The following is a 23,159-nucleotide window of genomic DNA, read 5'->3' as shown; positions in this document are numbered from 1 at the left end:
GATGCTGCGGGTCACAGCTCTGCCGCTCGACGAGTTGCGCGAGCGAACCAGCGAGAAGTGGCGGGAGTACCCTGCGGACGTTCTCCCACTCTTCGTGGCGGAGACCGATTTCCCGTTGGCTCCGGCGATCACGGATGCGCTTCGGCGCGCCGTGGAATCGGGCGATACGGGGTACATCGCCTCGCGCACGCCGCTGGCCGAGACGTATGCACGCTTCGCGCTGCGCCGATTCGGATGGCAGGTCGACCCGGCGCGCACGCGCACGACGGCCGACGTCAGCATGGGGATCGTCGAGATCCTTCGCCGCGTCGTGAAGCCGGGTGAGCGCGTCGTGGTGACGCCGCCGGTGTATCCGCCGTTCTACGATCTGGTCACAGAGGCCGGCGGCGAGATCGAGCGCGTCCCTCTGACCGACACCGGCACCGGATGGGAACTCGACCTCGACGGCATCCGTGCCGCATTCGCCGCGGGGGCAACGGCCATCCTGCTGTGCAACCCGCACAATCCGACGGGCACCGTTCACTCCCGTGAATCGCTGGCCGCTCTCGCGACGATCGCGGCGGAGTTCGGCGCGAGCGTGGTCTCGGACGAGATCCACGCCCCGCTTGCCCAGCCGAACGCCGGGTTCGTGCCGTTCCTCTCCGTGGGAGAGGCAGCCGAACGGGTCGGATACGCGGTCGTCAGCGCCAGCAAGGCGTTCAACCTGGCTGGACTCAAGTGCGCGCTCATGGTGACGGCGCACGAGACGACGTCAGCCGTGGTGCGAGGCCTTCCCGTCGAAGTGGAATGGCGCACAGGGCAGTTCGGTCTGCTCGCGTCGATCGCCGCTCTCTCGGAGCAGAGTGATGCCTGGCTGGACGGCCTGCTGCACACCCTGGATGAGAACCGACGACTGCTGGAGCGCCTGCTGGCCGAGCACGTGCCGGGCGCCCGGTATCGGATGCCGGATGCCGGCTATCTCGCCTGGATCGACCTCCGTGCGCTCGGGTGGGGTGACAACCCGGCTCGACGCATCCTGCGCGAAGCGAAGGTGGCGCTGCACTACGGCCCGGCCTTCGGCGACGAGGGGAGAGGATACGTCCGGCTCAACTTCGGAACCAGTCCCGCGATCATCACCGAGGCCGTGGAGCGCATCGCGGCGCTCGTGGATCAGTGAGCGGGGTCGGTACCGAGGCGTCCATCTGGGATCGTGAACGTCTCTGGGTCACCGTCGGTGCGATCGCGCTGATCTTCCTCGCGGCGATCGAGTCGCTGGCTGTGACCACCGTGATGCCGATCGTGAGCGCTGCGCTCGACGGGCAGTCGCTGTACGCCGTCGCGTTCGCCGGAACACTCGCCACCAGTGTGATCGGAATGGTCGCGGCGGGCGCCTGGTCCGACTCACGCGGGCCACGCACGGCGCTCTACGTCGCCGTCTCCCTGTTCCTCATCGGCCTGGTGATCTCGGGCTTCGCGATCACGATGCACCAGTTCCTGATCGGGCGGCTCGTGCAGGGCCTCGGTGCCGGCGGTCAGACCGTCGCCCTCTACGTCGTGGTGGCCCGGTTGTATCCGCCACACCTGCACGGGCGGGTGTTCGCTGCGTTCGCGGCCGCCTGGGTCGTGCCCTCGATGGTCGGGCCGTTCCTCGCGGGTGCCGTCGCCGAGTTCCTCGACTGGCGGTGGGCGTTCCTGGGAGTGGCTGTCCTCACCGCGATCGCCTTCGTCGTCATCGCCTCGCGTCTGCGCGGCGTCGACCTCGGGCACGGCGTGCCGGCCGACACGCGCGCCGTGACCCTGCGGCTCGCGCTGGCGGTCGTCGTCGCGGTGTTCGCCGTCGTGATCGGCTTCACGGCAGACATGGAGCCGGTGGTGGGCTGGCCGGTCGCCCTCGGCGCCGTCGTGGTGATCGGCGTCGCCCTCCTGCCGCTCGTACCCAAAGCCACGCTGCGCGCCGGTCGGGGACTGCCCAGCGTCGTGCTCATGCGCGGTCTGGTCGCCGGTGCATTCTTCGCCGCCGAGGCGTACATCCCGTATCTGTTGATGCGGCGATTCGACTTCACCGCAACCTGGGCCGGGATCGCCCTGATGCTCGCCGCCTTCGCCTGGGCCGGGGCCTCCGCGGTGCAGGGCCGTTACGGCGAGCGGCTGGGCAACCGCCGCATCACGGCGATCAGCCTCAGCCTCGTCCTCGCGGCGATCGCCTGCGTGCTTCTCGCGGCCGTCTGGGGGATCTCACCGGTGTTCGTCGTGCTCGGCTGGGCTCTCGGCGGCGGCGGGATGGGCCTGCTCTATCCGCGCCTGACCGTGCTCACGCTGGCCTACTCCGGGACGGACGATCAGGGCTTCAACTCGTCGGCCCTGTCGATCTCGGATGCGACCGGATCCGCGGTGGCGATCGCCCTCGCGGGACTGGGGGTCGCGACGCTCGGCGGGGCGGGAGCGGACGGGATGGCCTTCGGTGCCGTGTTCGTGTTCTGCATCGTGCTCGTCTTCGTCGCGGCGATACCGGGGTTCAGGCTCGGCCATGCGGCGGAGCAGAAGAACTCCTGACGTCGCCGGCGAGTGCCGTGATGCCGAGATCGAAGATACGATCCAGGCCTGCGGTGACATCGTCGGACTCTTCCGGTGACGCGATGGTGTCGGCGCCCGCCCACACCGCCCCGTAGCTGTCGGCGTGCATGCGCTGTTGCACCAGAGTGGCGTGGCCGAGCACGAAGTGCAGGATCGCCGTCGCGCGATCGGCGGCCCCATCGACTCCCTGCGCGCGGAGCGCCTCGGCGAGCGCGTCCTCGGCGTGCGAGGAGCCGAGCCGCAGCGCCGAGGTGCTGAGCACGAGTTCTGCGCCGTCGCGATACGCGAAGAGGGCATCGCGGATGCCGCGGGAGATGTCGAGCACAGAGGCGCCCGGTCGGGGAATGCCCGCGGTGATGCGGTCGGCGAGGTCCGCCAGCAACTCCTGCTTGCTCGAGAAGTGCCAGTAGAGGGCGCTCGGCTGCACGTCGAGCCGGGCGGCGATGCGTCGCATCGAGAGATCGGCCAGACCCACTTCGTCGAGGAGCGCCAGTGTGGCACGGGCGACGGCATCGCGATCGTGGCGGGTCGAGTTGTGCGACGGGGTCATGCTCTCACTATACTGAACGCCGTTCACGTGAACACTGTTCAGGAAGCGTAAATGGAGGACCACATGACAGAGAAGCGCACCGACATCGGTCGTGACCTGGGCCGCATCGCGATCTTCGCCGCGCTCATCATCGTGTTCGGGATGATCACGATCCCCCTGCCGACCGGCGTGCCGATCACGGCGCAGACGCTCGGCGTCATGCTGGCGGGAGCGGTGCTGGGGCCGCGGCGCGGTCCGCTCGCCGTGTTGATCGTGCTGGTGCTCGCCGCCGTGGGCCTTCCGGTGCTGGCCGGCGGACGCGGGGGAATCGGGGTCTTCGTCGGGCCGACCGCCGGATACCTGCTGGGCTGGGTCGTCGGAGCGGTGGTGATCGGACTGATCGTGCACGGCGGACGGATCACCTGGTGGCGCACGGCACTGGGCGCCGTCGTCGGCGGCATCCTGGTCGTGTACCTCTTCGGCATCCCCGTGCAGGCCCTCGTCCTCGGAGTGGATCTCGTGCCGACCGCGGTCTCGAGCCTCGCCTTCCTTCCCGGCGATCTGCTCAAGGCCGCCGCAGCGACGGCACTCGTGCTCGCCCTGCGACGCGCGTACCCGCCGGCGTTCGGCCGGGCAGTGGGCGCGGCGCGGCCGGCCACGCATGTCGCCTGACACCACCGTCGCATCGATCGATCTCGACGGAGTCTGCGTCGAGTTCGACGGTCGCGCGATACTGACCGACGTGTCGGTCGACCTCACTGCCCGTCGCATCGCGGTGATCGGGGCGAACGGGTCGGGAAAGTCGACGTTCGCGCGTCTGCTGAACGGCCTGACCGCTCCGACGTCCGGCAGCGTGCGGGTTCTCGGGCTCGACAGCACGCGTGATCGGGCGGCGTTGCGGCGACGGGTGGGGTTCGTGTTCACGAATCCGGACGCGCAGATCCTCATGCCGACCCCGGCCGAGGACCTGGCGCTGTCCCTGCGAGGACGCCCGACTGCGGAGGTCGCCGCGCGCGTGGAGACCGCTCTCCTGGCGCACGGACTGGGCGACCATGCCGATGCGCCGGCGTCAGGACTCTCGGGCGGACAGAAGCAGATGCTCGCGCTGGCGTCGGTGCTCATCACCGAGCCGGATCTCGTCGTCGCCGATGAGCCGACGACGCTGCTCGACCTGCGCAACGCGCGACGTGTGGGCCGGCTCCTGCTCGAGCAGCCCGCACAGGTCGTCCTCGTGACGCACGATCTCGAACTCGCCGCGCAGTGCGACACGGCGCTCCTGTTCGAGGGGGGCCGACTGCTGGCGGTGGGGGAGCCTGCGCACCTCGTGGCGCGGTATCGCCGGAGCTGCGGATGATCCACCTGTACCGCCCGGGATCGAGCCTGGTGCATCGGGCGCCGGCCGGGCTGAAGCTGTGCGTGCTGATGGTGATGGCGCTCCTGCTGTCGCTGATCCCCTGGGACGCCTGGGGGATCGGCGCGGCATTGCTGCTCGTCGGAGCACTGTACGGTGTCGCCGGCTTCGGAGTACGGGCGCTGGGCGCCGAGCTCTGGCGCATCCGATGGCTGGTGCTCGTTCTCGGTGCGGCGCTGGCGATCTTCCTCTCGCCGGTCACCGCGTGGATCAGCACCGGTCGAGTGGTGGCTCTGCTGCTGCTCGCGAGTCTGCTCACGCTCACGACCCCGATGTCCGCCCTGCTCGAGACCCTGTACCGCGTGCTGCAGCCGCTGCGGCGGGTCGGGGTCGATGCCGACGCGGTGGCGATGACGCTCTCGCTCACGCTCACGATGATCCCGGTCGTCGCGGGGTTCGCGCAGCGCGTGCGTGACGCGCAGGACGCCCGCGGGGTCAGACTCGGCGTGCGGGCGTCCGTGCCCTTGCTCGTGCTCGCGCTGCGGCATGCCGACGACGTGGGGGATGCGCTGGCGGCGCGGGGTCTCGTCTGACGGCATCCGCGAGACCCCTCCTTACGCGCGAGAAACCACGTCGCGCACGAGAAACCGCCGCGTGCGTGGATTCTCACGCCGTGGCTGGTGTCTCGGCGGGGTGACCGGAGGTGGCGAGGCGACGGGAGGCGGCGAGGCGCAGCGCTCCGGTGATCAGGGCGAGAGCGATGAGTGCGGTGGCGGGCGATGTGCCGAGCACCAGCAACAGCAGGACCCCCACGAGAGCGGCGAGCACCCCTCCCGCCACGCGACCGGACGACTCTGCGCTGGTGGGTGAGGGGCGCCTCTCGAACCGGGTCGTGACCACCGCGATGAGGGCCGTCGCCGCGAGTGCGACGGCGAGCCACAGTGGGCGTGCTGACCACCAGCCGACGCTGTCGAGCGACGGCAGATCGACGCCCGTCAGCAGGGCGAACACGGCGGATGCTCCCGCCATCACGAGCAGCACCGGCATGTGCCAGAGGTAGATGCTCATGGTCCGCGGCGTGACGAAAGCGGTGAATGCGGCGGCTGCCGGTGTGCGGCTGATCTGCTCGATCCGCTCACGCCCCAGGGAGAGGGCGGCGGTGTGCACGATGCCGACGAGCAGGAGAGCCGTGGTCGGCGGATTGATGTTGGCGATCAGGTCGGGCGAATGGATGCCGCACACGAACGAGAGGATGAGCAGGAGCAGTGCACCGACGCCGATGCAGAGGCGTGTGCGCCGGGCGAGGGCATCGATCCGTCCATCCGCGAGGAAGAACCCGAGCTGCTGGAGGGTCATCCAGACGAACGCGAGGTTCAGGAAGCCGAGGAGATCGATGCCGGTGAGAGCGCGCGCGGCATCCACGCCGATGGAGGCCGCGGTCAAAGCGGCGATGGTGAGAAGAGGGGAGCGCTCGTGCGCCGCGGCCAGCGCGGGAAGCAGGGACTGGCACATCAGGAACACGGCCAGGAACCACAGCGGCTGTCCGTACCGGAATCCCGCGATCGCGACGAGGTCGGCGGGAGCACCTGCCACCGTGAGCAGCGCGAGGGCGAGGCCCACCACACCGATCGTCACCACAGCAGGTCTCATCAGCCGGTGCAGACGCGCCGCGACGAAGGCCCGTGCCGATCCGCCGCGCGAGCGTGCCCGGCGGTACGCGATCAGTCCGGAGAACCCGCCGATGACGAAGAACAGGGGCATCACCTGGAGCCCCCAACTCAGCGGTGCGATCCACGCCGTCCCGTCGCTGGCGTTCGCGAAGACCGGAGCGCCCTCCTCGATGGTCACCCCGACCATGATCGCGTGCAGGAGCACCACTCCGACAACGCAGAGGGCGCGGACGAAGTCGATTCCGGTGTCGCGGAGCGAGGTGACTGATGCGCTCGGTGCGGTGGTGACGGGCGCCTGGACGATGGCCATGAGTCCTCCTGGGGAACGGTGTTCCCGGAGACTATGGACGCGGTGCGCGGGGACGCATCACCCTCGAGTGCCGTCTCGACCCCCTACCGCGGGGGGAGTCAGGCGGAGGGCTCGACGAGACCGGTGTCGTAGGCGAGGATCACCGCGTGCACGCGATCTCGCAGCTGGAGCTTCGCGAGTACCTTGCCGACGTGAGTCTTCACGGTCTGCTCCGCGATGAACAGATCGGCTGCGATCTCGGTGTTGGACCGCCCTCGCCCGATCAGCACCAGGACTTCGCGCTCCCGTTCGGTGAGGTCTGCGAGAATCGTCGTCGAGCGAGGACCCGACGGGCGGCGCCCGGCGAACTGCTCGATCATCCGTCGCGTGACACTGGGCGCGAGGAGCGCATCCCCGGCGGCCACGACGCGCACGGCGTGCACGAGTTCCTCGGGCAACGCGTCTTTCAGCAGGAAGCCACTCGCTCCGGCCGCGAGAGCGTCGTACACGTAGTCGTCGATGTCGAAGGTGGTCAGCATGACGATGCGTGGCACGTGCGCGGCGGGGTAGGACGGACCGAGGATCCGCCTGGTCGCCTCGATGCCGTCGAGCTCGGGCATCCGCACGTCCATCAGGATCACATCCGGATCGAGACGTGCAGCGAGCGCCACCGCCTCCTGCCCGTTCGCCGCCTGCCCGGCGACGCGGATGCCGTCATGCGCGTCCAGAAGCGCGGCGAATCCGGCGCGCACCATGGCCTGGTCGTCAGCGATGAGCACGTCGATCGTCACGGGGTCTCCTTGTCGGCGAGGTCTTCGCGGGCGGTGCCGGGTGCCGGCTCGGAGGGCGAGGAGAGGGGGAGCGTGGCGTCGACGATCCACGCTCCGTCCGTATCCGGTCCGGCGAGGAGGCTTCCGCCGAGCAACTCGGCGCGTTCGCGCATGCCGCGCAGGCCGTACCCGCCGGTGGGTTCGGCGGGCCGCGACGGGGGTTCGGCGTTTCGCACATGGATGCGGATCGACGTCGGATCAGCATGGACGCGCACGCTCACCCCGGCGCCGGGAGCGTGTCGCACGGCGTTGCTCAGCGCTTCCTGCACGATCCGGAATGCGGCGATCTGCACGGCTGCGGGTGCGGATGAGGCGGCCTTGCCCCCCTCGATCACCAGGCCGACGTCGACGCCGGCGCGTCGGATGCTCTCGACCAACCCGGGGATGTCGTCGATGCCGTGCTGCGGCGCCAGTTCCGCCGCCTGATCCTCGGTGCGCAGCACGCCGAGCATGCGGCGCATCTCCGTGAGGGAACCCCGCGCGGTGGCGGCGATGTCCTCGAACTCCGCCACTGCGACGTCGTCGAGTTCGGGGAGGCGATAGCGGGCGGTCGATGCCTGCACCTGGATGACGGACATGCTGTGGGCCACGACGTCATGGAGCTCACGAGCGATGCGCGTGCGCTCCTCCACGAGTGCGCGACGGGACTCCTCCAGGGCGCTGTGCGCGCGTTCGCGGGTCAACTCCGCACCGAGCCGGAGCCGCCCGGCCGCGAGGACCGCGATCAGGTACATGACGACGGCGAGCGAGGAGGTCACGATCAGATTCGCGGTGGCGCTGGCGGACGAGGCCGGAGTGGCGACGAGGTCGGGGCGCAGCAGGGGAGCGGTGAGCGAGACGATCACGCCGATGATCAGGACGAAGGCGCCGAGCCGGGCGCCGTGGAGGAACGTCATCACGCCGATGAACAGGACGAACGTGAGCAGCGCAGGGACCGACCACGGCCAGGGAGAGGAGATGGCGACGGTGGCATCGACGATCAAGGGCAAGGCGAACGACGCCGCAGAGAACAGGACGATCGCCGTGCGCGGCCTCGTCAGCGAGAGCAGGGGCGTGCCGCAGACGGCGGCGGCGAGGATGAACGAGAGGGGCAACGGGGTGCCCGACAGAGTCGTCTGGAGCGGGACGAGGGTCGCGAACAGCGCGATCGACGCCGCGCACAGAGCGAGGAGCGCGCCGGTGCGACGGCTCATCACGGGGGTGCGCTCCACGCGCGGTCGGCGAGCTGCCATGTCTGTCATCCTGCCAGCTGGGCGACGGCGGTGCGGCGACGACGCAGGGCGGCCACACGGTCGATCACGACTCCGACGAGCAGCGCGATGAGGATGCCGAGGCCGGCGCTGAAAAGGGGATTCCCCGTGAGCCACGAGCCGGCGAGTAGGCCGATCGCGAGACTGAAAGCGCTCCAGCTCACACCGCCGATGATGCTGAGCGGTGCGAAACGACGCCAGGGGAACCCGAGCGCACCGGCGGACATGTTCACGGCGACACGACCGACCGGAATGTATCTCGCGCCCAGGATCAGCGTCGCGCTGCGGCGTTCCAGCGCCTGCGCTGCCGCGGCGAAGGTCGCCACGACGCGGGGCCTGCGCATCCAGGCGAACCGCGTGGTGCCGACGGTGCGACCGAGCGCGTACGCGATGTTGTCGCCGATGGCGGCTCCGGCTGCGGCGACCGCCCCGAGCAGGATCAGATCCGCCGTGCCCGTCGACGCCGCGACCGCTGCGGCGGCGACGAGCACGGTCTCGCTCGGAACGGGTGGGAAGAAGCCGTCGACGACGGTCGCCGCGAAGAGGATCAGATACAGCCAGGGCGAGGCGACGGCCTGCATGATGAGCTCGTTGATGACATCCACCTCAGCAGGTTAGGAAGCAGGCATCACGCGGAGCATCCCTCTGCAGTATCGACCGCCTCACTCCACGGGTTGATCTTCCTCGCCGACGGTCGGTCAGCGCTCAGCCGGAGCCGCTTATACTGGGAGGCTGGCCCCTCGGCCGACTTTCCACTCTGACGAACGGACATCCGCTGTGCTCGCCGTGCACGACCTCGAGATCCGCGTAGGCGCTCGCCTGCTCATGGAGAACGTCTCGTTCCGCGTCTCCGATGGTGACAAGATCGGTCTCGTCGGACGCAACGGGGCCGGCAAGACCACGCTCACCAAGAGTGCTGGCGGAGACGTGCTGCCGTCCGGCGGCAAGGTCGACCCGCTCCGGGGAGACTCGGCTACCTGCCGCAGGACCCGCGTTCGGGCAACCCGGAGGACTCGCGCGCACCCGCATCCTCGACGCCCGCGGCCTCGGCCAGCTGAACTCGGAATGACCGAGGCGTCGATGGAGATGGGCTCGGACGATCCGGCCGTCGCCGCCAAGGCGATGAAGCGATACGCGCGCTCACGGAGCAGTTCGAGGCGCAGGGCGGCTACGCGGCCGAGGCGAGGCGGCGTCGATCGCGCACAACCTGTCGCTGCCCGACCGCATCCTCGACCAGCCGCTCAAGACGCTCTCCGGCGGTCAGCGACGCCGCATCGAGCTCGCCCGCATCCTGTTCTCGGACGCCGAGACGATGATCCTCGACGAGCCGACGAACCACCTCGACGCCGACAGCGTCGTGTGGCTGCGCGAGTTCCTCAAGAACTACAAGGGCGGGCTGATCGTGATCAGCCACGACGTCGAGCTCGTCGGCGAGACGGTCAACCGCGTGTTCTACCTCGACGCGAACCGGCAGGTCATCGACATCTACAACATGAACTGGAAGAACTACCTGCGTCAGCGGGCGGCCGACGAGGAGCGCCGCAAGAAGGAGCGCGCGAACGCCGAGAAGAAGGCGCACGACCCTGCAGCTGCAGGCGGCGCGATTCGGGGCGAAGGCGTCGAAGGCCGCGGCCGCGCACCAGATGGTCGCACGCGCCGAGAAGCTGCTCGCCGGCCTCGACGACGTGCGCCAGGAAGACCGCGTCGCGAAGCTCCGCTTCCCGAAGCCCGCGCCGTGCGGCAAGACGCCGCTCATGGCGCAGGGGCTGTCGAAGTCGTACGGCTCGCTGGAGATCTTCACCGATGTCGACCTCGCGATCGACCGCGGCTCCAAGGTCGTCGTGCTCGGGCTCAACGGTGCGGGCAAGACCACGCTGCTGCGCATGCTCGCCGGCGTCGACAAGCCCGACACCGGCAGCTCGAACCGGGCACGGCCTGAAGGTCGGCTACTACGCGCAGGAGCACGAGAACCTCGACGTCGACCGCTCCGTGCTCGCAGAACATGGTCTCCGCGGCGCCGCACATCACCGAGACCGAGGCGCGCCGGGTGCTCGGCTCGTTCCTGTTCACCGGCGACGACGTGCTCAAGCCCGCAGGCGTGCTCTCCGGTGGCGAGAAGACCCGTCTCTCCCTCGCGACACTCGTCGTCTCTCGGCGAACCTCCTGCTGCTCGACGAGCCGACGAACAACCTCGACCCGGCGATCGCGCGAGGAGATCCTCGACGCGCTCGCCGCACTACGAGGGCGCCGTCGTGCTCGTCTCGCACGACCCGGGCGCCGTGCGAGTCGCTGAACCCCGAGCGCGTGCTGATCCTGCCCGATGGTGTCGAGGACATCTGGAATCAGGAGTACCAGGACCTCATCGAGCTCGCCTGACGACTCGTGCCGACATGGCATAGTCGAGAGGGTGACGCCTGACGACTCCTCGCTCGACCCTGTACCCGTGAACGATTGGCTCCGGGGGAGGCATGCACTCACCGGTACCGCGCCCGCATGGGATCTCGAGGCTCTGCCCGCCGACCCGACCGAGCTGTTCGGCGAGTGGATGAGAGCTGCGGCATCCGGCGGCGTCCCCGAACCTCACACGGTGACGCTCGCGACGGTCGATGCCGATGGCGTCCCCGACGCCCGCACCCTCATCCTCAAACGCGTCGATGCCGCGGGATGGGCCTTCGCCAGCACGCGCTCCTCGAAGAAGGGGGAACAGCTCGCTGACGTGCCCGCTGCGGCGTTGAACTTCTGGTGGCAGCCGCAGGTGCGTGCCGTGCGCGTGAGAGGCCGCGTGGAGGAAGCGTCGGCAGAGGAGAGCGCGGCCGATCTCGCGGCACGCTCCGCCGACGCTCGCGCCGGTGTGCGCGACGGCGACTGGGTGCTCTGGCGCCTGGTGCCGTCCCGGATCGAGTTCTGGCAGGGCTCGCGCGACCGCCGGCACACCCGCGTGGTGTACGAACCGACCGCCGACGGCTGGACGCACACGCTCATCCGCGACTGATCCGGCGTCGTCACGCAGACATCGCCGCGCAGGTGGGCTCAGACGGTCGCGTCGAGGAGCTCATCCTCGACGTCGGCATCTTTGTCGCGTCGGCGTGACCGCTTCACCGGCGTCACGATTCCCTCGACGTCTTCGCGGTGCTTCACGATCTCGGTGCGGATGATGTAGCCGATGAACACGAAGCCCATCAGGGCGAAGAGGATCCACTGGATCGCATACGACAGATGCGGACCGGGGTCGTCGGTGGGCGAGGCGAATCCGCCCAGCGCGTTCGCACCGGCCGGATCCTCGCTGATCAACTGCCCGTACGCGCCGGTGATCACATCGCCGTCGACCAGCTGTGCGATCGAGGGCAGATTGATGGTCGGCACCTGACCCTCGGGTGCACCACGACCGGACGCCGGCAACTGCTCACCGGGCCGGAGGCGGACGATCACCTCGACCTCACCGGACGGGGGGCTCGCCACGGAGTCGGGCGAGTCGCCGTCGCCCGGCGGCACCCAGCCGCGGTCGACGATGAACACCCGACCGTCTGCGTCCCGGAACGGGACGAGCACCTCGAAGGCACTCGTTCCGCCATGCGGCCGGTTACGCACGAGCAGCTGCTGATCGGCCAGGTACTCGCCGCGCAGGATCACCGGATGCCATTCGTCACCGGGCGACAACACGCCGTCCGTGCCGATGAGGTCGGACAGGGGCACCGGCTTCGCGTCGTAGTTCTGCTCGACGAGGGCGATCTGTTCCGTCCGGGTCTCGTTCCGATCGAACTGCCAGTTGGAGAGGAAGACGCAGGCGATGGCGAAGCCGATCGCGATGAGCACGTAGACGCACCAGCGGAGCATGCGACGGCTCATGCGGGGACTCCTGTTCGGACGGTGACCGGAAAGTCGCGGGCGGCGAGGTAGTCGCGGAGGAAGTCGACGTGCTCGTCGCAGGCGAGCCAGATCTTCTCGCGGTCCGGCGCGTGAATGCGCGGATTCCTCCACACCACATGATGCGTCGCCGCGTTCCGGCAGCCGGCACGCGAGCATTCGATCTCCGTCACGACCCGTCCCGCCGGCTCTCATCGATGCGGAACACCGTGGGGTCGGCCTCTTCGAGCGGAGTGACGAACGGTCGAGACGACTCGACCTGGAGAGTGGGAGACTCGGCCGCGGTCTCGGTGCTGTCACTCCCCGCGTTCGCGAACACGACGGCGATATAGGGGAGCACGGCGGCCGCGATCGCGAAGATCCAGGTGTACCAGCCGTAGGGCTGCACGATGAACATCAGCGCGAAACACACGATGCGGATCGTCATCGTGACCGCGTACCGGCGCACACGGTGGTCACTCTCGGCCTGCGGCGATTGCGGCAAGGAGGTGACAGCGGGAACGGTGCGCTTGCTCTTCACGATGCCTCCAGCCTACGCCGGTGAAGGCCCGCCGGCGTTCCGGTGCGCGGCGATCAGCTCGTGAACAGGAAGGGGAGGGTGAACGCGCCGAGAGCGAGGAAACTGAAGATCGTCACGACGATCGTGAGCAGCAGGACCCCGAGCATTACGTAGCCGATGATGAGTCCGGCGAACGCCATGCCCCGGCCGGCGATTGCCGGGTTGTTCCGTGTCTGCTTGAGGGCCATGTGCCCGGTGATCACCGCGACGATCGCGGCGAGCACGGGAAAGGCGAGCCAGCTGAACAGCACGCTGACGATCGCGCAGATGAGTGAGGTGATCGCGAGGCCGCTCGTCGGTCGTGCCGGCGCGACCGGATAGTTCGGCGTGCCGTATGCCGGGTAACCCTGCTGCTGGGGATAGCCCTGCTGTTGCGGGTAGCCCTGTTGCGGGTAGCCCTGCTGTTGCGGGTAGCCCTGAGGCGGCGCATAGCCCGGCTGCGGCGGGGGCAGGTAGGCGGGAGCAGCGCCGGGGTACGCCTGGATGGGCGGTGCGGGGATCGGTGGGACCTGCGGATCCGCGGGATACCCACTCCCAGGCGCCGTCGGCGGTGCCGGGGGAGCAGGAGGCACCGGGGTGAGCGGCGGCTCGCCTGCGGAGAAGGGAGTGCTGTTGTCGCTCATGGTGGTGCCCTTTCGTCTCGTTCAGCGTTCCAGCCGCGAGAGGTGTCTGTCAAACGTCCGCCAGACGAACGCCGACGGGCATCATCGGTAGGATCGTTGTCGGCTCGTCAGCCGGAACCAGCTCAGATCAGGAGTGATACCCATGAGTGCTCAGCGCGTCGTCCTCGTCACCGGAGGCAACCGTGGCATCGGCCGAGCGATCGCCGAGCGTTTCGTCCGCGACGGCTACCGCGTCGCGGTCACCGCGCGCAGCGGCGAAGGTCCGGAGGGCACCCTTACTGTGCGCGCCGACGTCACCGACGCCGCGGCGCTCGATGCCGCCTTCACCGAGGTGGAGCAGCAGCTCGGCCCGGTGGAGATCGTGGTGGCCAACGCCGGCATCACCAAGGACACACTGCTTCTTCGCATGAGCGAGGACGACTTCGACAGTGTCGTCGCCACGAACCTCGGCGGTACCTTCCGTGTGGTCAAGCGGGCGTCGAAGGGCATGCTGCGCGCGCGCTTCGGTCGCGTGATCCTGATCTCCAGCGTCGTCGGCCTCTACGGTTCGGCGGGCCAGGTGAACTATTCCGCATCGAAGAGCGCCCTGGTGGGCTTCGCCCGCTCACTCACGCGTGAACTCGGCAGCCGTGGGATCACCGCGAACGTCGTCGCGCCCGGTTTCATCGAGACCGACATGACCGCCGAGCTTCCCGAAGAGACGCAGAAGCAGTACAAGGCCAACATCCCGGCCGGACGCTTCGCCACTCCCGACGAGGTCGCGGGCGTCGTGACCTGGCTCGCCGGCGATGACGCCGGGTACATCTCTGGCGCGGTGATCCCGGTCGACGGCGGCCTCGGGATGGGTCACTGACCGCCCGAGCGAGTCATCGATCGATCGCCGCGACGATCAACGAGGTCAATCGCTCCGGCACGGAGAACTGCGGCCAGTGGGCGGAGCCGATGCGCACGATCTCCGAGTCGGAGATCGCGCGGAACTCGTCTGCGAACGGCCCCCACTGATCGATCTCCACCTCGAAGGCTGCCTGGTCGAGTGCGCCCATGAGCAGGGTCACAGGCACCGTGTGTCGGGCGGGATTCTCGAGCGCGATGGGATCGGTCGGCACCGTGGCGGGCACGCTGCGCGTCTGCGGCGCGGTGCGCTCTCGTGTCGGCGCATCGAGATCGTGCACGTCTTCGTCGGGGAAGTGATCCCATCCGGGGAAGGGCACCACGCCATCGCGAACCTCGAACTCGCTGATGCCGAAACCCGATGCGGGAGGGGCCGTGTCGACGAAGATCACCCGGGCCACGCGATCGGGCCGCGCATCGGCGACGCCCCACGCGACGTTGCCGCCGCCGCTGTGGCCCACGACGACGACCGGTGCGGAGATGTCGTCGACCACGCCGACGACCGCGTCGATCCAGTCGGAGAGGCCGATGTCCGCCGACACGGATGAAGGCTCACCGACACCGGGCATCGTCAACGGATGCACGCGATGCCCCGCGGCTTCGAGGCCGGGGACCACATCGTTCCAACTGGAGGCGTCGAGCCAGAGACCGGGGATCAGGATGATGTCCATGTGCAGACGCTACCTCCGACCGCCGACATTCGCGACCGTCCGGAACGGGGAACCTCAGGGGAGCAGCGGGATGACCTGAGACAGGTCCTGCGTGCCGATCACCAGGCTGGCCGCCGCACGCACGGCGGGCTTCGCGTTGAACGCCAGACCGAGCCCGGCGACGCCCATCATGGCGAGGTCGTTCGCCCCGTCTCCGATCGCGATCGTGGCGTGCGGTGCGATACCGAGCTCGGCCGCCCATTCCTGCAGCGACGCCGCCTTGGCCGCACCGTCGACGATCGGTCCATCGACCTCACCGGTGAGCACACCGTCAGCCACCTGGAGACGGTTCGCCCGCCACCGGTCGACCCCGAGATCCGGGGCCACTGAATCGAGGATCTCGTGGAAGCCTCCGGAGACGACGCCCACGACTCCACCGCGCTCATGCACGGCGGCAGTCAGCTCCTGCACGCCGGGGGTGGGCTCGATCCGGGCGAGCACCCGAGCGAACGACTCGACCGGAACACCTCGCAGCGCGGCGACGCGAGAGCGCAGACTCGTGGCGAAGTCGATCTCACCCCGCATCGCAGCCTCGGTGGCGGCCTGCACCTCGTCTCGCCGTCCCGCCTCGTCGGCGAGCAGCTCGATCACCTCATTGCGGATGAGGGTGGAGTCGGCATCGAGGACGACGAGGAAGCGCGCAACAGTCACGCGAACGAGCCTAGCGACCGCACAGAACCCTGATGAACCGTGAGACGCGTCAGCGCTCGATGAACAGGCCCTTGCCGACCACGGTGATCCCGGACTCCGTGACGGTGAAGCCGCGAGCGAGATCTCGTTCACGATCGACGCCGACGGTGGCGCCGTCGGCCAGCACCACGTTCTTGTCGAGGATCGCGCGGTGCACCCGCGAACCGGCGCCGACCTGCACGTGATCGAACACCACGGAGTCCGTGATCGTCGAGCCGCCGCCCGCGAGGGTCCATGGCCCGACGACGCTGCGCTCCAGATGCGTACCGGAGAGCACCGAGCCCAGCGACACGATCGAGTCGATCGCGTTTCCGATCCGGCCGACCGAGTCGCGCACGAACTTCGCGGGCGGCGAATTGACCGCCTGCGAGTGGATGGGCCACTCCATGTTGTAGAGGTTGAAGATCGGCAGGGTCGAGATCAGATCGCGGTGGGCGTCGTAGAAGGAGTCGATGGTACCCACGTCGCGCCAGTAGGAACGGTCGCGCGGCGACGACCCGGGCACCTCGTTCTGCTTCATGTCGTAGTAGCCGGCCTCACCACGGTCGACGAAGTAGGGGACGATGTCGCCACCCATGTCGTGGCCGGACGTGGGGGATTCCCCGTCGGCCTCGACTGCGGCGATGAGGGCGTCCGCGTCGAAGATGTAGTTGCCCATGGAGGCGAGCACCTCGTGCGGGGAATCCTCGAGCCCGGCGGCATCCGTCGGCTTCTCCAGGAACTGCTTGATGCGACCTGTGCTCGCGTCCGCATCGATCACGCCGAACTGCGAGGCGAGCGCGAGTGGTTGGCGGATGCCGGCGACCGTCGCCTTCGCGCCGGATTCGATGTGCGCCTCCAGCATCTGCCGGAAGTCCATGCGGTAGACGTGATCGGCGCCGATCACCACGACGATGTCGGGCTTCTCGTCGTTGATCAGGTTCATGCTCTGCAGGATCGCGTCGGCCGACCCCGAGAACCAGCGCTTTCCGAGTCGCTGTTGAGCCGGCACCGACGTCACATAGGAGTCGAGCAGCGCCGACATGCGCCATGTCTGCGAGATGTGACGGTCGAGGCTGTGCGACTTGTACTGCGTCAGCACGACGACCTGGCGGAGGCCGGAGTTGATGAGGTTCGAGATGGCGAAATCGATCAAACGGTACTGTCCGCCGAACGGCACTGCCGGTTTGGCGCGATCGGCCGTGAGAGGCATGAGGCGCTTGCCCTCGCCACCGGCGAGGATGATCCCGAAGACCTTCTTTGGAGCGGACATGGCTCCACCATAGATGCGATCCGGCTCGCTGTACTAGCGTTCAGACATGCGAGTTGAAATGATCACGAAGGAGTATCCGCCGGAGATCTACGGCGGTGCCGGAGTGCACGTCGCGGAGCTCGTCGCGGCCCTGCGCGAGAGCATCGAGGTGCGTGTCCGCGCCTTCGGTGCGCCGCGCGACGAGGCGGGCACCTTCGCGTATCGCGCGCCCGCGGAACTCGCCTCGGCGAACGCGGCGTTGCAGACGCTCGGCACCGATCTCGAGATCGTCTCGGCGATCGCGGACGCCGACATCGTGCACAGCCACACCTGGTACGCGAACTTCGCCGGGCACCTGGCCTCGCAGCTGCACGGCATCCCGCATGTCCTCACGGCGCACAGCCTGGAACCGCTGCGTCCGTGGAAGGCCGAACAGCTCGGCGGAGGGTACGCGGTGTCCAGCGGCATCGAGAAGGTCGCCTACGAGAACGCCGCCGCCGTGATCGCGGTGAGTGCGGGCATGCGCGCCGACATCCTGCGCAGCTACCCCCAGGTCGACCCCGCCAAGGTCCGGGTCATCCACAACGGCATCGACGTCGAGCGATGGCGTCCGGTGCAGGATCCCGCATTCCTCGAATCGGTCGGGATGGATCCCGACCGACCCTCGGTCGTCTTCGTGGGGCGTATCACGCGTCAGAAGGGACTGCCGTACCTGCTCCAGGCAGCCAGGCTTCTTCCGCCGGAGGTGCAGCTCGTGCTCTGCGCGGGTGCACCGGACACCCCCGAGATCATGGCCGAGGTGCAGGAGGGCGTGCGACTCCTGCAGCAGACCCGCGAGGGCGTGATCTGGATCGAGAAGATGCTGCCGCGTGATCAGCTCTCCGCGATCCTCACCGCCGCGACGACATTCGTCTGCCCGTCCGTGTACGAGCCGTTGGGCATCGTCAACCTCGAGGCCATGGCCTGCGGCGCGGCGGTCGTCGGCACCGCGACCGGCGGGATCCCCGAGGTCGTCGCCGACGGCGTCACGGGGCGCCTGGTTCCGATCGAGCAGGTGCAGGACGGTACGGGTACGCCCGTCGACCCCGATCGCTACATCGCGGATCTCGCCGCCGTGCTCACCGAGGTGGCGACGGATCCGGCACGGGCGCGCGAGTACGGTGCGGCCGGTCGCGAGCGGGCCCGCGACGACTTCAGCTGGGGTGCGATCGCCGACACGACGCGCGCGCTGTACGCGGAGCTGTCCGCCTGAGCCGATAGGCTGGAGACATGTCGAGCGCCCTGGAATTCACCGACGTCGTCGTGCGCCGAGAGGGCCGCAACATCATCGATCACGTGACCTGGGAGGTCTCGGACGATCAGCGATGGGTCGTGCTCGGTCCGAACGGCGCAGGCAAGACGACCCTGCTGCAGTTGGCCGACACGCTGCTGCACCCGACGTCCGGCACCGTCACCGTGCTGGGGGAGACCCTCGGCCGTACGGACGTCTTCGAGGTGCGCCCACGCATCGGCTTCGCCTCGTCGGCCATGGCCAAGCGGGTCCCGCGCGACGAGACGGTGCTCAACACCGTGCTCACCGCGGCGTACTCCGTGCTCGGCAGATGGAACGAGGCCTACGAGGAGATCGACGAACGTCGGGCACTGCGGGTGCTCGCCGACTGGCGATTGGATCACCTCGCGGATCGCACGTTCGGCACCCTCAGTGACGGTGAGCAGAAGCGCGTCCAGATCGCACGCGCGGTGATGACCGACCCCGAGCTGCTGCTCCTCGATGAGCCCACGGCATCTCTCGACCTCGGATCGCGCGAAGAGCTGCTCGCTCTGCTCAGCGGTTACGCCTCGTCGCCGAGCACCCCGGCGATGCTCATGGTCACCCACCATGTGGAGGAGATCCCGGTCGGGTTCACCCACGTGATGCTCCTCCGGGAAGGCCGCGTGGTCGCTGCGGGCCCGATCGAGGAGACCTTGACGTCCGAGGCGCTCACCGACGCCTTCGGCATGCCGATCGTCCTCAGCAGCGAGAACGGCCGATACGCCGCCCGCGCGGCATCCTGACGGGTATCTGTTAGAATCGATCCTCGGTGCTCTCTGCACCACAGACTTCCCTCGTCCCTGGCACAATCCAGGGCAGCAACTAAGGAATCCCATGAAGACTGACATTCACCCCGAGTACCGGGCCATCGTTTTCCGTGACCTCGGTTCGGGCGAGACCTTCCTCACCCGCTCCACCGTCACGAGCGACAAGACCATCGAGCTGGACGGCGTGGAGTACCCCGTCATCGATGTCGAGATCTCCTCCGCCTCGCACCCGTTCTACACGGGTAAGCAGCGCATCATGGACTCGGCCGGTCGCGTCGAGAAGTTCAACCAGCGCTTCAAGGGCTTCGGCGGCTCCTCCAAGTAAGGACCGTCACGACGAAGGCCCCGCACTCCTCGGAGAGCGGGGCCTTCTTCATGTCTTCGTATCGAGCGGCGGCTCACAGATCGAGCGTGATCCGGCCGTCGCCGATCGCGTCGGGCGGGTCACCCGGGGCGGGCGCGGGCGCCGTGCGCTGCGTCTGACGGTCGCGTTCGATCCCGGCTTCGTGTGCCGAGGGGGACCAGACCGCGTCGAAGGCACCGCCGAGCCCGCCCGAGCTGAGCCCCTCGTACTTCTCCTCGACGGGCTTGCGCGAGAAGGTCTGCCGCATCCCGAACACCAGCAGGCCGGGGCCGGCGATCAGCACGCCCACCATGGTCGCCCAGCCCAGGACATCGTTCATGCCGTCAGCCTAGGTCGCTGTCCTCTGTGCGGCATCCCCCGTACGGAGGATCGTGCTCAGCGGATACGTCGGTCGTGCGCCAGGTCGATGAGCCTGCTCAGCACAGGGCCGGATCGCAGACCGTTGTGCTCGTGCTCGCTGGTGACCCACAGCTTCACCCCGGGGATCAGCGCCGCGGTCTCCAGGGAGAACTCGAGCGGGACGTACGCGTCGTTCACATACGCGGCGGCTGCGCCCGTGGCACCGGATGCCGCGATCGCCGCAGCGTCGTACACCGAGGGCCATTCGAACTCGGCGAGTTCGAGGGCGACGTCGCGCCAGGGCTGGAATGCCGGCACGGTCTCGGTCCATTCGCGACGGATGTGCTCTCCGGTGAACAGGGTGACGTCGTCGCGGAAGTCGGTCGGTTCGGTGCGCTCCGCCGACCAGCGGGTCGCGTGCCCATCGGCGTAGCTCGACTCGTGGAAGGCGAAGTAGAGAGGATTCCGGCCGTCGTAGGGCATTGCGTGCATCAGGTCGTACCGGAAGGCGTTCGACCGGGGATCACGCTCGAGCAGTGACCACACGGTCTGCCAGCCGTCGTCCGTGCCGAGCGCCGAGCCGAAGGAGCGCAGTCGCGAGGGTGAGACGACCTCGCCGTCCGGCAGGACGATGTCGCCCGCGGCGGCCAGGTCGACGAGGCCACGCATGACGTCACGGTGCTCGGGGAATCGCCGATAGTACTGCTCGGAAGCCGTGCGCATCTTGTCATAGCAGAGCGCGTACACGTCGTCGGGATGCCGCCCGATGGCGCTGAGGCCTCCGGTGATGAACACGTCGTCGAGCGAGGCGCTGTCAGTCGACAGGTACGCGAGGGTGGTGAACCCGCCGAACGACTGGCCCAGGACGCTCCACGTCTCGGCCCCCAGGTGCGCGCGCAGGGCTTCGCAGTCGCGCACGATCGCATCCGCACGCAGATGCGTGAGGTGCTCGGCGACCGCCGAGGAGCCGCGCTCGAGATCCGTGTCGCCGACGGGGGTGGAATGGCCGGTGCCGCGCTGATCGAGCAGGACGAGCCGGTAGTGTGCCAGCGCCTCGTCGAGCCACGCCGGCGCGGTCGACCGGTGGAAGGGGCGCGGAGCCTCGTGCCCGGGCCCGCCCTGCAGGAACACCAGGTAGGGGAGTGCTTCGCCTCCCTCACGCGCGACGACCGAGGCGAAGACATCGATCGTTCGTTGGTCGGAGGGATCACCCCAGACCAGAGGGACGGTGAGCGTGTGCTCTTCGACGGTCAGGTCCAACAGGCGACGAACTCGTGTGCTCACACACCGAGCCTATCGCTCGGGAGCAGCGGTCCGAGGGTGGCGTCGATCACATCACGTTGCCGATGTAGGAGTACTTCACGAACACCTCTGCGGCGATACCGGATTCATCCAGCACGCCTTGCACGGCGTTCATCATGTAGTTCGAATCCCAGCCCATGTAGAGGAAGTGGGTGTCGTCCAGAGCATCCCAGTGCCCCTTCCACGCCATCTCGTCGTAGATCGGGCCGCCGTGCGTCTCGCAGTAGTCGACCGCCGCATCGCGGGTGTCGGTCCACGCGCGACGGAAGACGCGGTTGAACAGGTGCTTGACGTCGTACACCTCCCACCGTTCGCCGCGGTATTCCACGTAGTCGAACTCGCGCTCCCACCCGGCCGGCCATCCCCGCCGGCGCACGGCATCGAGGATCGGGGTGAGTCCGTCGTCATCGATCTCGGGCAGGGCGGGCCGCGCCCACAACCGCAGCAGCTCGGTGCTCAGCGCGACCGTGCGGCGCGTGATGGCGGCGGTGTCCCAGCTCGTCACCGACTCGAGTGCACGCGTGGCCGGCACTGTGCTGCGGCTGTAGGCCTCTGCACGTTTGACGGGGTAGGACTCTCCGAACACGCGCTCGGTGAGCGGTTGTTCGAGAAGGGTCAGGTTGCCGAGTGTCGGAGCGAGTGCGCGGTGGCTGTTCTGCTCGTCGTCGCTGTACTCGCTCCACGGACGTGTGCCGTCGCCCGTCCAGGCATCACCGGGGACGACCGGCACGATGTGCTCGATGTCGAAGCCGTCGAGGTCGTCCACGCCCTGCATCCTCCCCAGCACGTAGGCGGCGTAGGGCAGCTCGCTGTACTTCAGCACGGCGCTGACCCTCTCATCGGAGGGGGTGATGCGCGCGAACGCGCGGGCCAGCGCGTCGCGTCCCTGGGCGCGCGCACGGCAGAGGCGGGCGATCAGTCGCTCGTTCGGAAGGTTGACGAGCGTGCGGCGGAGGTACAGGGCCTGGATCCAGTCGAGCGTCTCGAGGAGCTCCTCGCGGGGGATCACGCCGCGCACGTAGTCGCTGTACGCGCTCAGCGCCAGCGGATAGCCGGCTCGGCCGAACGTGTTGATGTGGCGGAGCTCGCGTGAGATCTCGGCATCCTGCTCTCGTGACGGGTCGAGCAGGAGGGCGTAGATCTCGGCGTGGTGCCGCCAGACCTCGGCGTGGGCCTGCAGATGGGCGACATCGACATGGGGGAACGACTGACGGAAGGCGCTGTACACGCCGTGCTCGCCGTTCGCCGCGACCTCGCGTCCGGTGGTCATCACGAGGAAATGGCGCCAGAACGCTCCGATCGCCTCGCCCGTGTGCTGCTCGATCGGGAGCCAGAAGCGCCGCTCGACATCGAGCTGCTCCCCGTGTGTGAGACCCATCAGGATGTAGTTGTGGATGAGCTCGTGATCGCGCAGTGGCTCGCCCGTGGAGTTGAGGCTCTCGAAGATCTGCTGCGCGTTCGCCTGGGCGCCGAGGGTGATCGAGACGTGCTCGAGCCTCTGCAGTCCCCGCCAGACCGACCGCGCCTCATCGGCGTGGATCTGGCTGCGGAAGAAGGCGTAGTTGTCGTCGAAGCGGGATTCGCGGTCGGCGTCGCCGCGCCGGTCGAGGACGACCGACTCGTAGAGGTCCGCCCACGCGTCGTGCGGTCGGAGCGCGGTGCGCACCGGATCGCCCGGGCGAACCAGCACGCGCTCGAGCTCTGCGGCCAGGTCGGGTTCCGTGTCCCGCACCGCATGGTGGAGCGCGGCGACCAGGAGCATGAGAGTGGTGATGCGCTGTTGACCGTCGATCAGGATCAGGTCCCCGGAGCCGGAATCGTGGGCGGACAGGATCGAACCGATGAAGTGCCGGTGCGCATCGCCCTCCGCAGCGACGGCGCGCACGTCGGAGAGCAACCGTTCGCATCCGCCGATGTCCCAGCGGTATTGGCGCTGATAGACGGGGACGACGATGGTGGACGAACCTGTTGCGAGCCACTCGATCGTGTTGACTGCTGTCGCCTCGACGTTGGTGGCAGTGCTCATGCTGGTGTC

General features: G+C 68.6%; 25 protein-coding genes and 1 pseudogene. 11 read left to right on the top strand and 15 right to left on the bottom strand.

What is annotated here, in order from left to right; genetic code table 11:
* Position 1: 1 nt before the first annotated feature.
* Positions 2 to 1,156, top strand: a complete 1,155-nt coding sequence (locus tag P0Y60_11700) for an aminotransferase class I/II-fold pyridoxal phosphate-dependent enzyme (protein ID WEK60007.1) — start codon at positions 2 to 4, stop codon at positions 1,154 to 1,156.
* The gene (locus P0Y60_11695; GenBank protein ID WEK60006.1) at positions 1,153 to 2,532 is read left to right on the top strand and encodes an MFS transporter; all 1,380 of its coding nucleotides are present in this window, start codon (positions 1,153 to 1,155) and stop codon (positions 2,530 to 2,532) included. The genes P0Y60_11700 and P0Y60_11695 overlap by 4 nt, the downstream gene beginning before the upstream one ends.
* On the opposite strand, the gene P0Y60_11690 is transcribed toward P0Y60_11695, so the two are convergent.
* Entirely contained in the window at positions 2,495 to 3,103 is a 609-nt protein-coding gene (locus P0Y60_11690) for a TetR family transcriptional regulator (GenBank protein WEK60005.1), read from the bottom strand. The two genes, P0Y60_11695 and P0Y60_11690, sit on opposite strands and share 38 nt — an antisense overlap.
* 63 nt (positions 3,104 to 3,166) lie before the next feature.
* Here P0Y60_11690 and P0Y60_11685 point away from each other — a divergent pair, with 63 nt between their 5' ends.
* Genes P0Y60_11685 through P0Y60_11675 form a run of 3 tightly spaced genes read left to right on the top strand, consistent with a single transcriptional unit; the run spans position 3,167 to position 5,026 of the window.
* On the top strand, positions 3,167 to 3,754 hold the full coding sequence (locus tag P0Y60_11685; protein ID WEK60004.1) for a biotin transporter BioY: 588 nt from the start codon (positions 3,167 to 3,169) through the stop codon (positions 3,752 to 3,754).
* Complete coding sequence (locus tag P0Y60_11680; GenBank protein ID WEK60003.1) at positions 3,744 to 4,436, top strand: ABC transporter ATP-binding protein; 693 nt, start codon at positions 3,744 to 3,746, stop codon at positions 4,434 to 4,436. Before P0Y60_11685 ends, P0Y60_11680 begins: the two co-directional genes overlap by 11 nt.
* Complete coding sequence (locus P0Y60_11675; GenBank protein WEK60002.1) at positions 4,433 to 5,026, top strand: energy-coupling factor transporter transmembrane protein EcfT; 594 nt, start codon at positions 4,433 to 4,435, stop codon at positions 5,024 to 5,026. The genes P0Y60_11680 and P0Y60_11675 overlap by 4 nt, the downstream gene beginning before the upstream one ends.
* Before the next feature lie 73 nt (positions 5,027 to 5,099).
* On the opposite strand, the gene P0Y60_11670 is transcribed toward P0Y60_11675, so the two are convergent.
* The 4 genes from P0Y60_11670 to P0Y60_11655 form a co-directional block, all read right to left on the bottom strand.
* Positions 5,100 to 6,413 (bottom strand): acyltransferase, encoded by a 1,314-nt coding sequence (locus P0Y60_11670; protein ID WEK60001.1) that lies wholly within the window; start codon positions 6,411 to 6,413, stop codon positions 5,100 to 5,102.
* A 98-nt stretch (positions 6,414 to 6,511) separates the two neighbouring features.
* A complete protein-coding gene (locus P0Y60_11665; protein ID WEK60000.1) occupies positions 6,512 to 7,183 on the bottom strand; it encodes a response regulator transcription factor in 672 nt (223 codons plus the stop codon).
* Positions 7,180 to 8,454 carry a sensor histidine kinase gene (locus P0Y60_11660; protein WEK59999.1) on the bottom strand — a complete coding sequence of 425 codons (1,275 nt, stop codon included), beginning with the start codon at positions 8,452 to 8,454 and terminating at the stop codon, positions 7,180 to 7,182. The genes P0Y60_11665 and P0Y60_11660 overlap by 4 nt, the downstream gene beginning before the upstream one ends.
* A gap of 5 nt (positions 8,455 to 8,459) precedes the next feature.
* Positions 8,460 to 9,077, bottom strand: a complete 618-nt coding sequence (locus P0Y60_11655; protein ID WEK59998.1) for a VTT domain-containing protein — start codon at positions 9,075 to 9,077, stop codon at positions 8,460 to 8,462.
* Positions 9,078 to 9,249: 172 nt separating this feature from the next.
* Here P0Y60_11655 and P0Y60_11650 point away from each other — a divergent pair.
* Positions 9,250 to 10,848 (top strand): annotated as a pseudogene (locus P0Y60_11650) (ABC-F family ATP-binding cassette domain-containing protein).
* A 67-nt stretch (positions 10,849 to 10,915) separates the two neighbouring features.
* Positions 10,916 to 11,464 carry a pyridoxamine 5'-phosphate oxidase family protein gene (locus P0Y60_11645; protein ID WEK59997.1) on the top strand — a complete coding sequence of 183 codons (549 nt, stop codon included), beginning with the start codon at positions 10,916 to 10,918 and terminating at the stop codon, positions 11,462 to 11,464.
* Positions 11,465 to 11,502: 38 nt separating this feature from the next.
* Here the strand turns inward: P0Y60_11645 and P0Y60_11640 are convergent, their stop codons facing one another.
* From P0Y60_11640 to P0Y60_11625, 4 genes are read right to left on the bottom strand one after another with little or no spacing between them, the layout of a single operon-like run.
* Positions 11,503 to 12,318, bottom strand: coding sequence for an SURF1 family protein (locus tag P0Y60_11640; protein ID WEK59996.1), 816 nt, complete (start codon positions 12,316 to 12,318; stop codon positions 11,503 to 11,505).
* Positions 12,315 to 12,509 carry a hypothetical protein gene (locus P0Y60_11635; protein WEK59995.1) on the bottom strand — a complete coding sequence of 65 codons (195 nt, stop codon included), beginning with the start codon at positions 12,507 to 12,509 and terminating at the stop codon, positions 12,315 to 12,317. Before P0Y60_11635 ends, P0Y60_11640 begins: the two co-directional genes overlap by 4 nt.
* Positions 12,506 to 12,856: a DUF3099 domain-containing protein gene (locus P0Y60_11630; protein WEK59994.1), complete on the bottom strand. Its 351-nt coding sequence runs from the start codon at positions 12,854 to 12,856 to the stop codon at positions 12,506 to 12,508. Before P0Y60_11630 ends, P0Y60_11635 begins: the two co-directional genes overlap by 4 nt.
* Positions 12,857 to 12,909: 53 nt before the next feature.
* Positions 12,910 to 13,518 (bottom strand): DUF4190 domain-containing protein, encoded by a 609-nt coding sequence (locus P0Y60_11625; protein WEK59993.1) that lies wholly within the window; start codon positions 13,516 to 13,518, stop codon positions 12,910 to 12,912.
* A 142-nt stretch (positions 13,519 to 13,660) separates the two neighbouring features.
* Here P0Y60_11625 and P0Y60_11620 point away from each other — a divergent pair, with 142 nt between their 5' ends.
* Positions 13,661 to 14,371, top strand: a complete 711-nt coding sequence (locus P0Y60_11620) for a beta-ketoacyl-ACP reductase (GenBank protein WEK59992.1) — start codon at positions 13,661 to 13,663, stop codon at positions 14,369 to 14,371.
* 13 nt (positions 14,372 to 14,384) lie between these two features.
* Here the strand turns inward: P0Y60_11620 and P0Y60_11615 are convergent, their stop codons facing one another.
* Genes P0Y60_11615 through glgC form a run of 3 tightly spaced genes read right to left on the bottom strand, consistent with a single transcriptional unit; the run spans position 14,385 to position 17,061 of the window.
* Positions 14,385 to 15,080 carry an alpha/beta hydrolase gene (locus P0Y60_11615; GenBank protein ID WEK59991.1) on the bottom strand — a complete coding sequence of 232 codons (696 nt, stop codon included), beginning with the start codon at positions 15,078 to 15,080 and terminating at the stop codon, positions 14,385 to 14,387.
* Positions 15,081 to 15,134: 54 nt separating this feature from the next.
* Positions 15,135 to 15,770: a phosphoserine phosphatase SerB gene (serB, locus tag P0Y60_11610; GenBank protein ID WEK59990.1), complete on the bottom strand. Its 636-nt coding sequence runs from the start codon at positions 15,768 to 15,770 to the stop codon at positions 15,135 to 15,137.
* Positions 15,771 to 15,819: 49 nt separating this feature from the next.
* Positions 15,820 to 17,061: a glucose-1-phosphate adenylyltransferase gene (glgC, locus tag P0Y60_11605; protein ID WEK59989.1), complete on the bottom strand. Its 1,242-nt coding sequence runs from the start codon at positions 17,059 to 17,061 to the stop codon at positions 15,820 to 15,822.
* 46 nt (positions 17,062 to 17,107) lie between these two features.
* On the opposite strand from glgC, the gene glgA reads away from it, so the two are divergent.
* From glgA to P0Y60_11590, 3 genes are all read left to right on the top strand, one after another.
* Positions 17,108 to 18,292, top strand: a complete 1,185-nt coding sequence (glgA, locus tag P0Y60_11600; GenBank protein WEK59988.1) for a glycogen synthase — start codon at positions 17,108 to 17,110, stop codon at positions 18,290 to 18,292.
* 17 nt (positions 18,293 to 18,309) lie between these two features.
* Positions 18,310 to 19,095, top strand: coding sequence for an ABC transporter ATP-binding protein (locus tag P0Y60_11595; GenBank protein ID WEK59987.1), 786 nt, complete (start codon positions 18,310 to 18,312; stop codon positions 19,093 to 19,095).
* 91 nt (positions 19,096 to 19,186) lie between these two features.
* The gene (locus P0Y60_11590; protein WEK59986.1) at positions 19,187 to 19,444 is read left to right on the top strand and encodes a type B 50S ribosomal protein L31; all 258 of its coding nucleotides are present in this window, start codon (positions 19,187 to 19,189) and stop codon (positions 19,442 to 19,444) included.
* A gap of 73 nt (positions 19,445 to 19,517) precedes the next feature.
* Here P0Y60_11590 and P0Y60_11585 read toward each other — a convergent pair whose 3' ends face one another.
* Genes P0Y60_11585 through P0Y60_11575 form a run of 3 tightly spaced genes read right to left on the bottom strand, consistent with a single transcriptional unit; the run spans position 19,518 to position 23,150 of the window.
* On the bottom strand, positions 19,518 to 19,802 hold the full coding sequence (locus P0Y60_11585; GenBank protein WEK59985.1) for a hypothetical protein: 285 nt from the start codon (positions 19,800 to 19,802) through the stop codon (positions 19,518 to 19,520).
* 56 nt (positions 19,803 to 19,858) lie between these two features.
* The gene (locus tag P0Y60_11580) at positions 19,859 to 21,106 is read right to left on the bottom strand and encodes an alpha/beta fold hydrolase (GenBank protein ID WEK59984.1); all 1,248 of its coding nucleotides are present in this window, start codon (positions 21,104 to 21,106) and stop codon (positions 19,859 to 19,861) included.
* A gap of 46 nt (positions 21,107 to 21,152) precedes the next feature.
* Positions 21,153 to 23,150: a DUF262 domain-containing protein gene (locus P0Y60_11575; protein ID WEK59983.1), complete on the bottom strand. Its 1,998-nt coding sequence runs from the start codon at positions 23,148 to 23,150 to the stop codon at positions 21,153 to 21,155.
* Positions 23,151 to 23,159: the final 9 nt, after the last annotated feature.

The sequence above is a fragment of the Candidatus Microbacterium colombiense genome, from assembly GCA_029203165.1.
GTDB classification, from domain to species: Bacteria; Actinomycetota; Actinomycetes; order Actinomycetales; family Microbacteriaceae; genus Microbacterium; species Microbacterium colombiense.
Note: the sequence above shows the minus strand (reverse complement) of the source record. Positions and strands in the feature narration are given on the sequence as shown.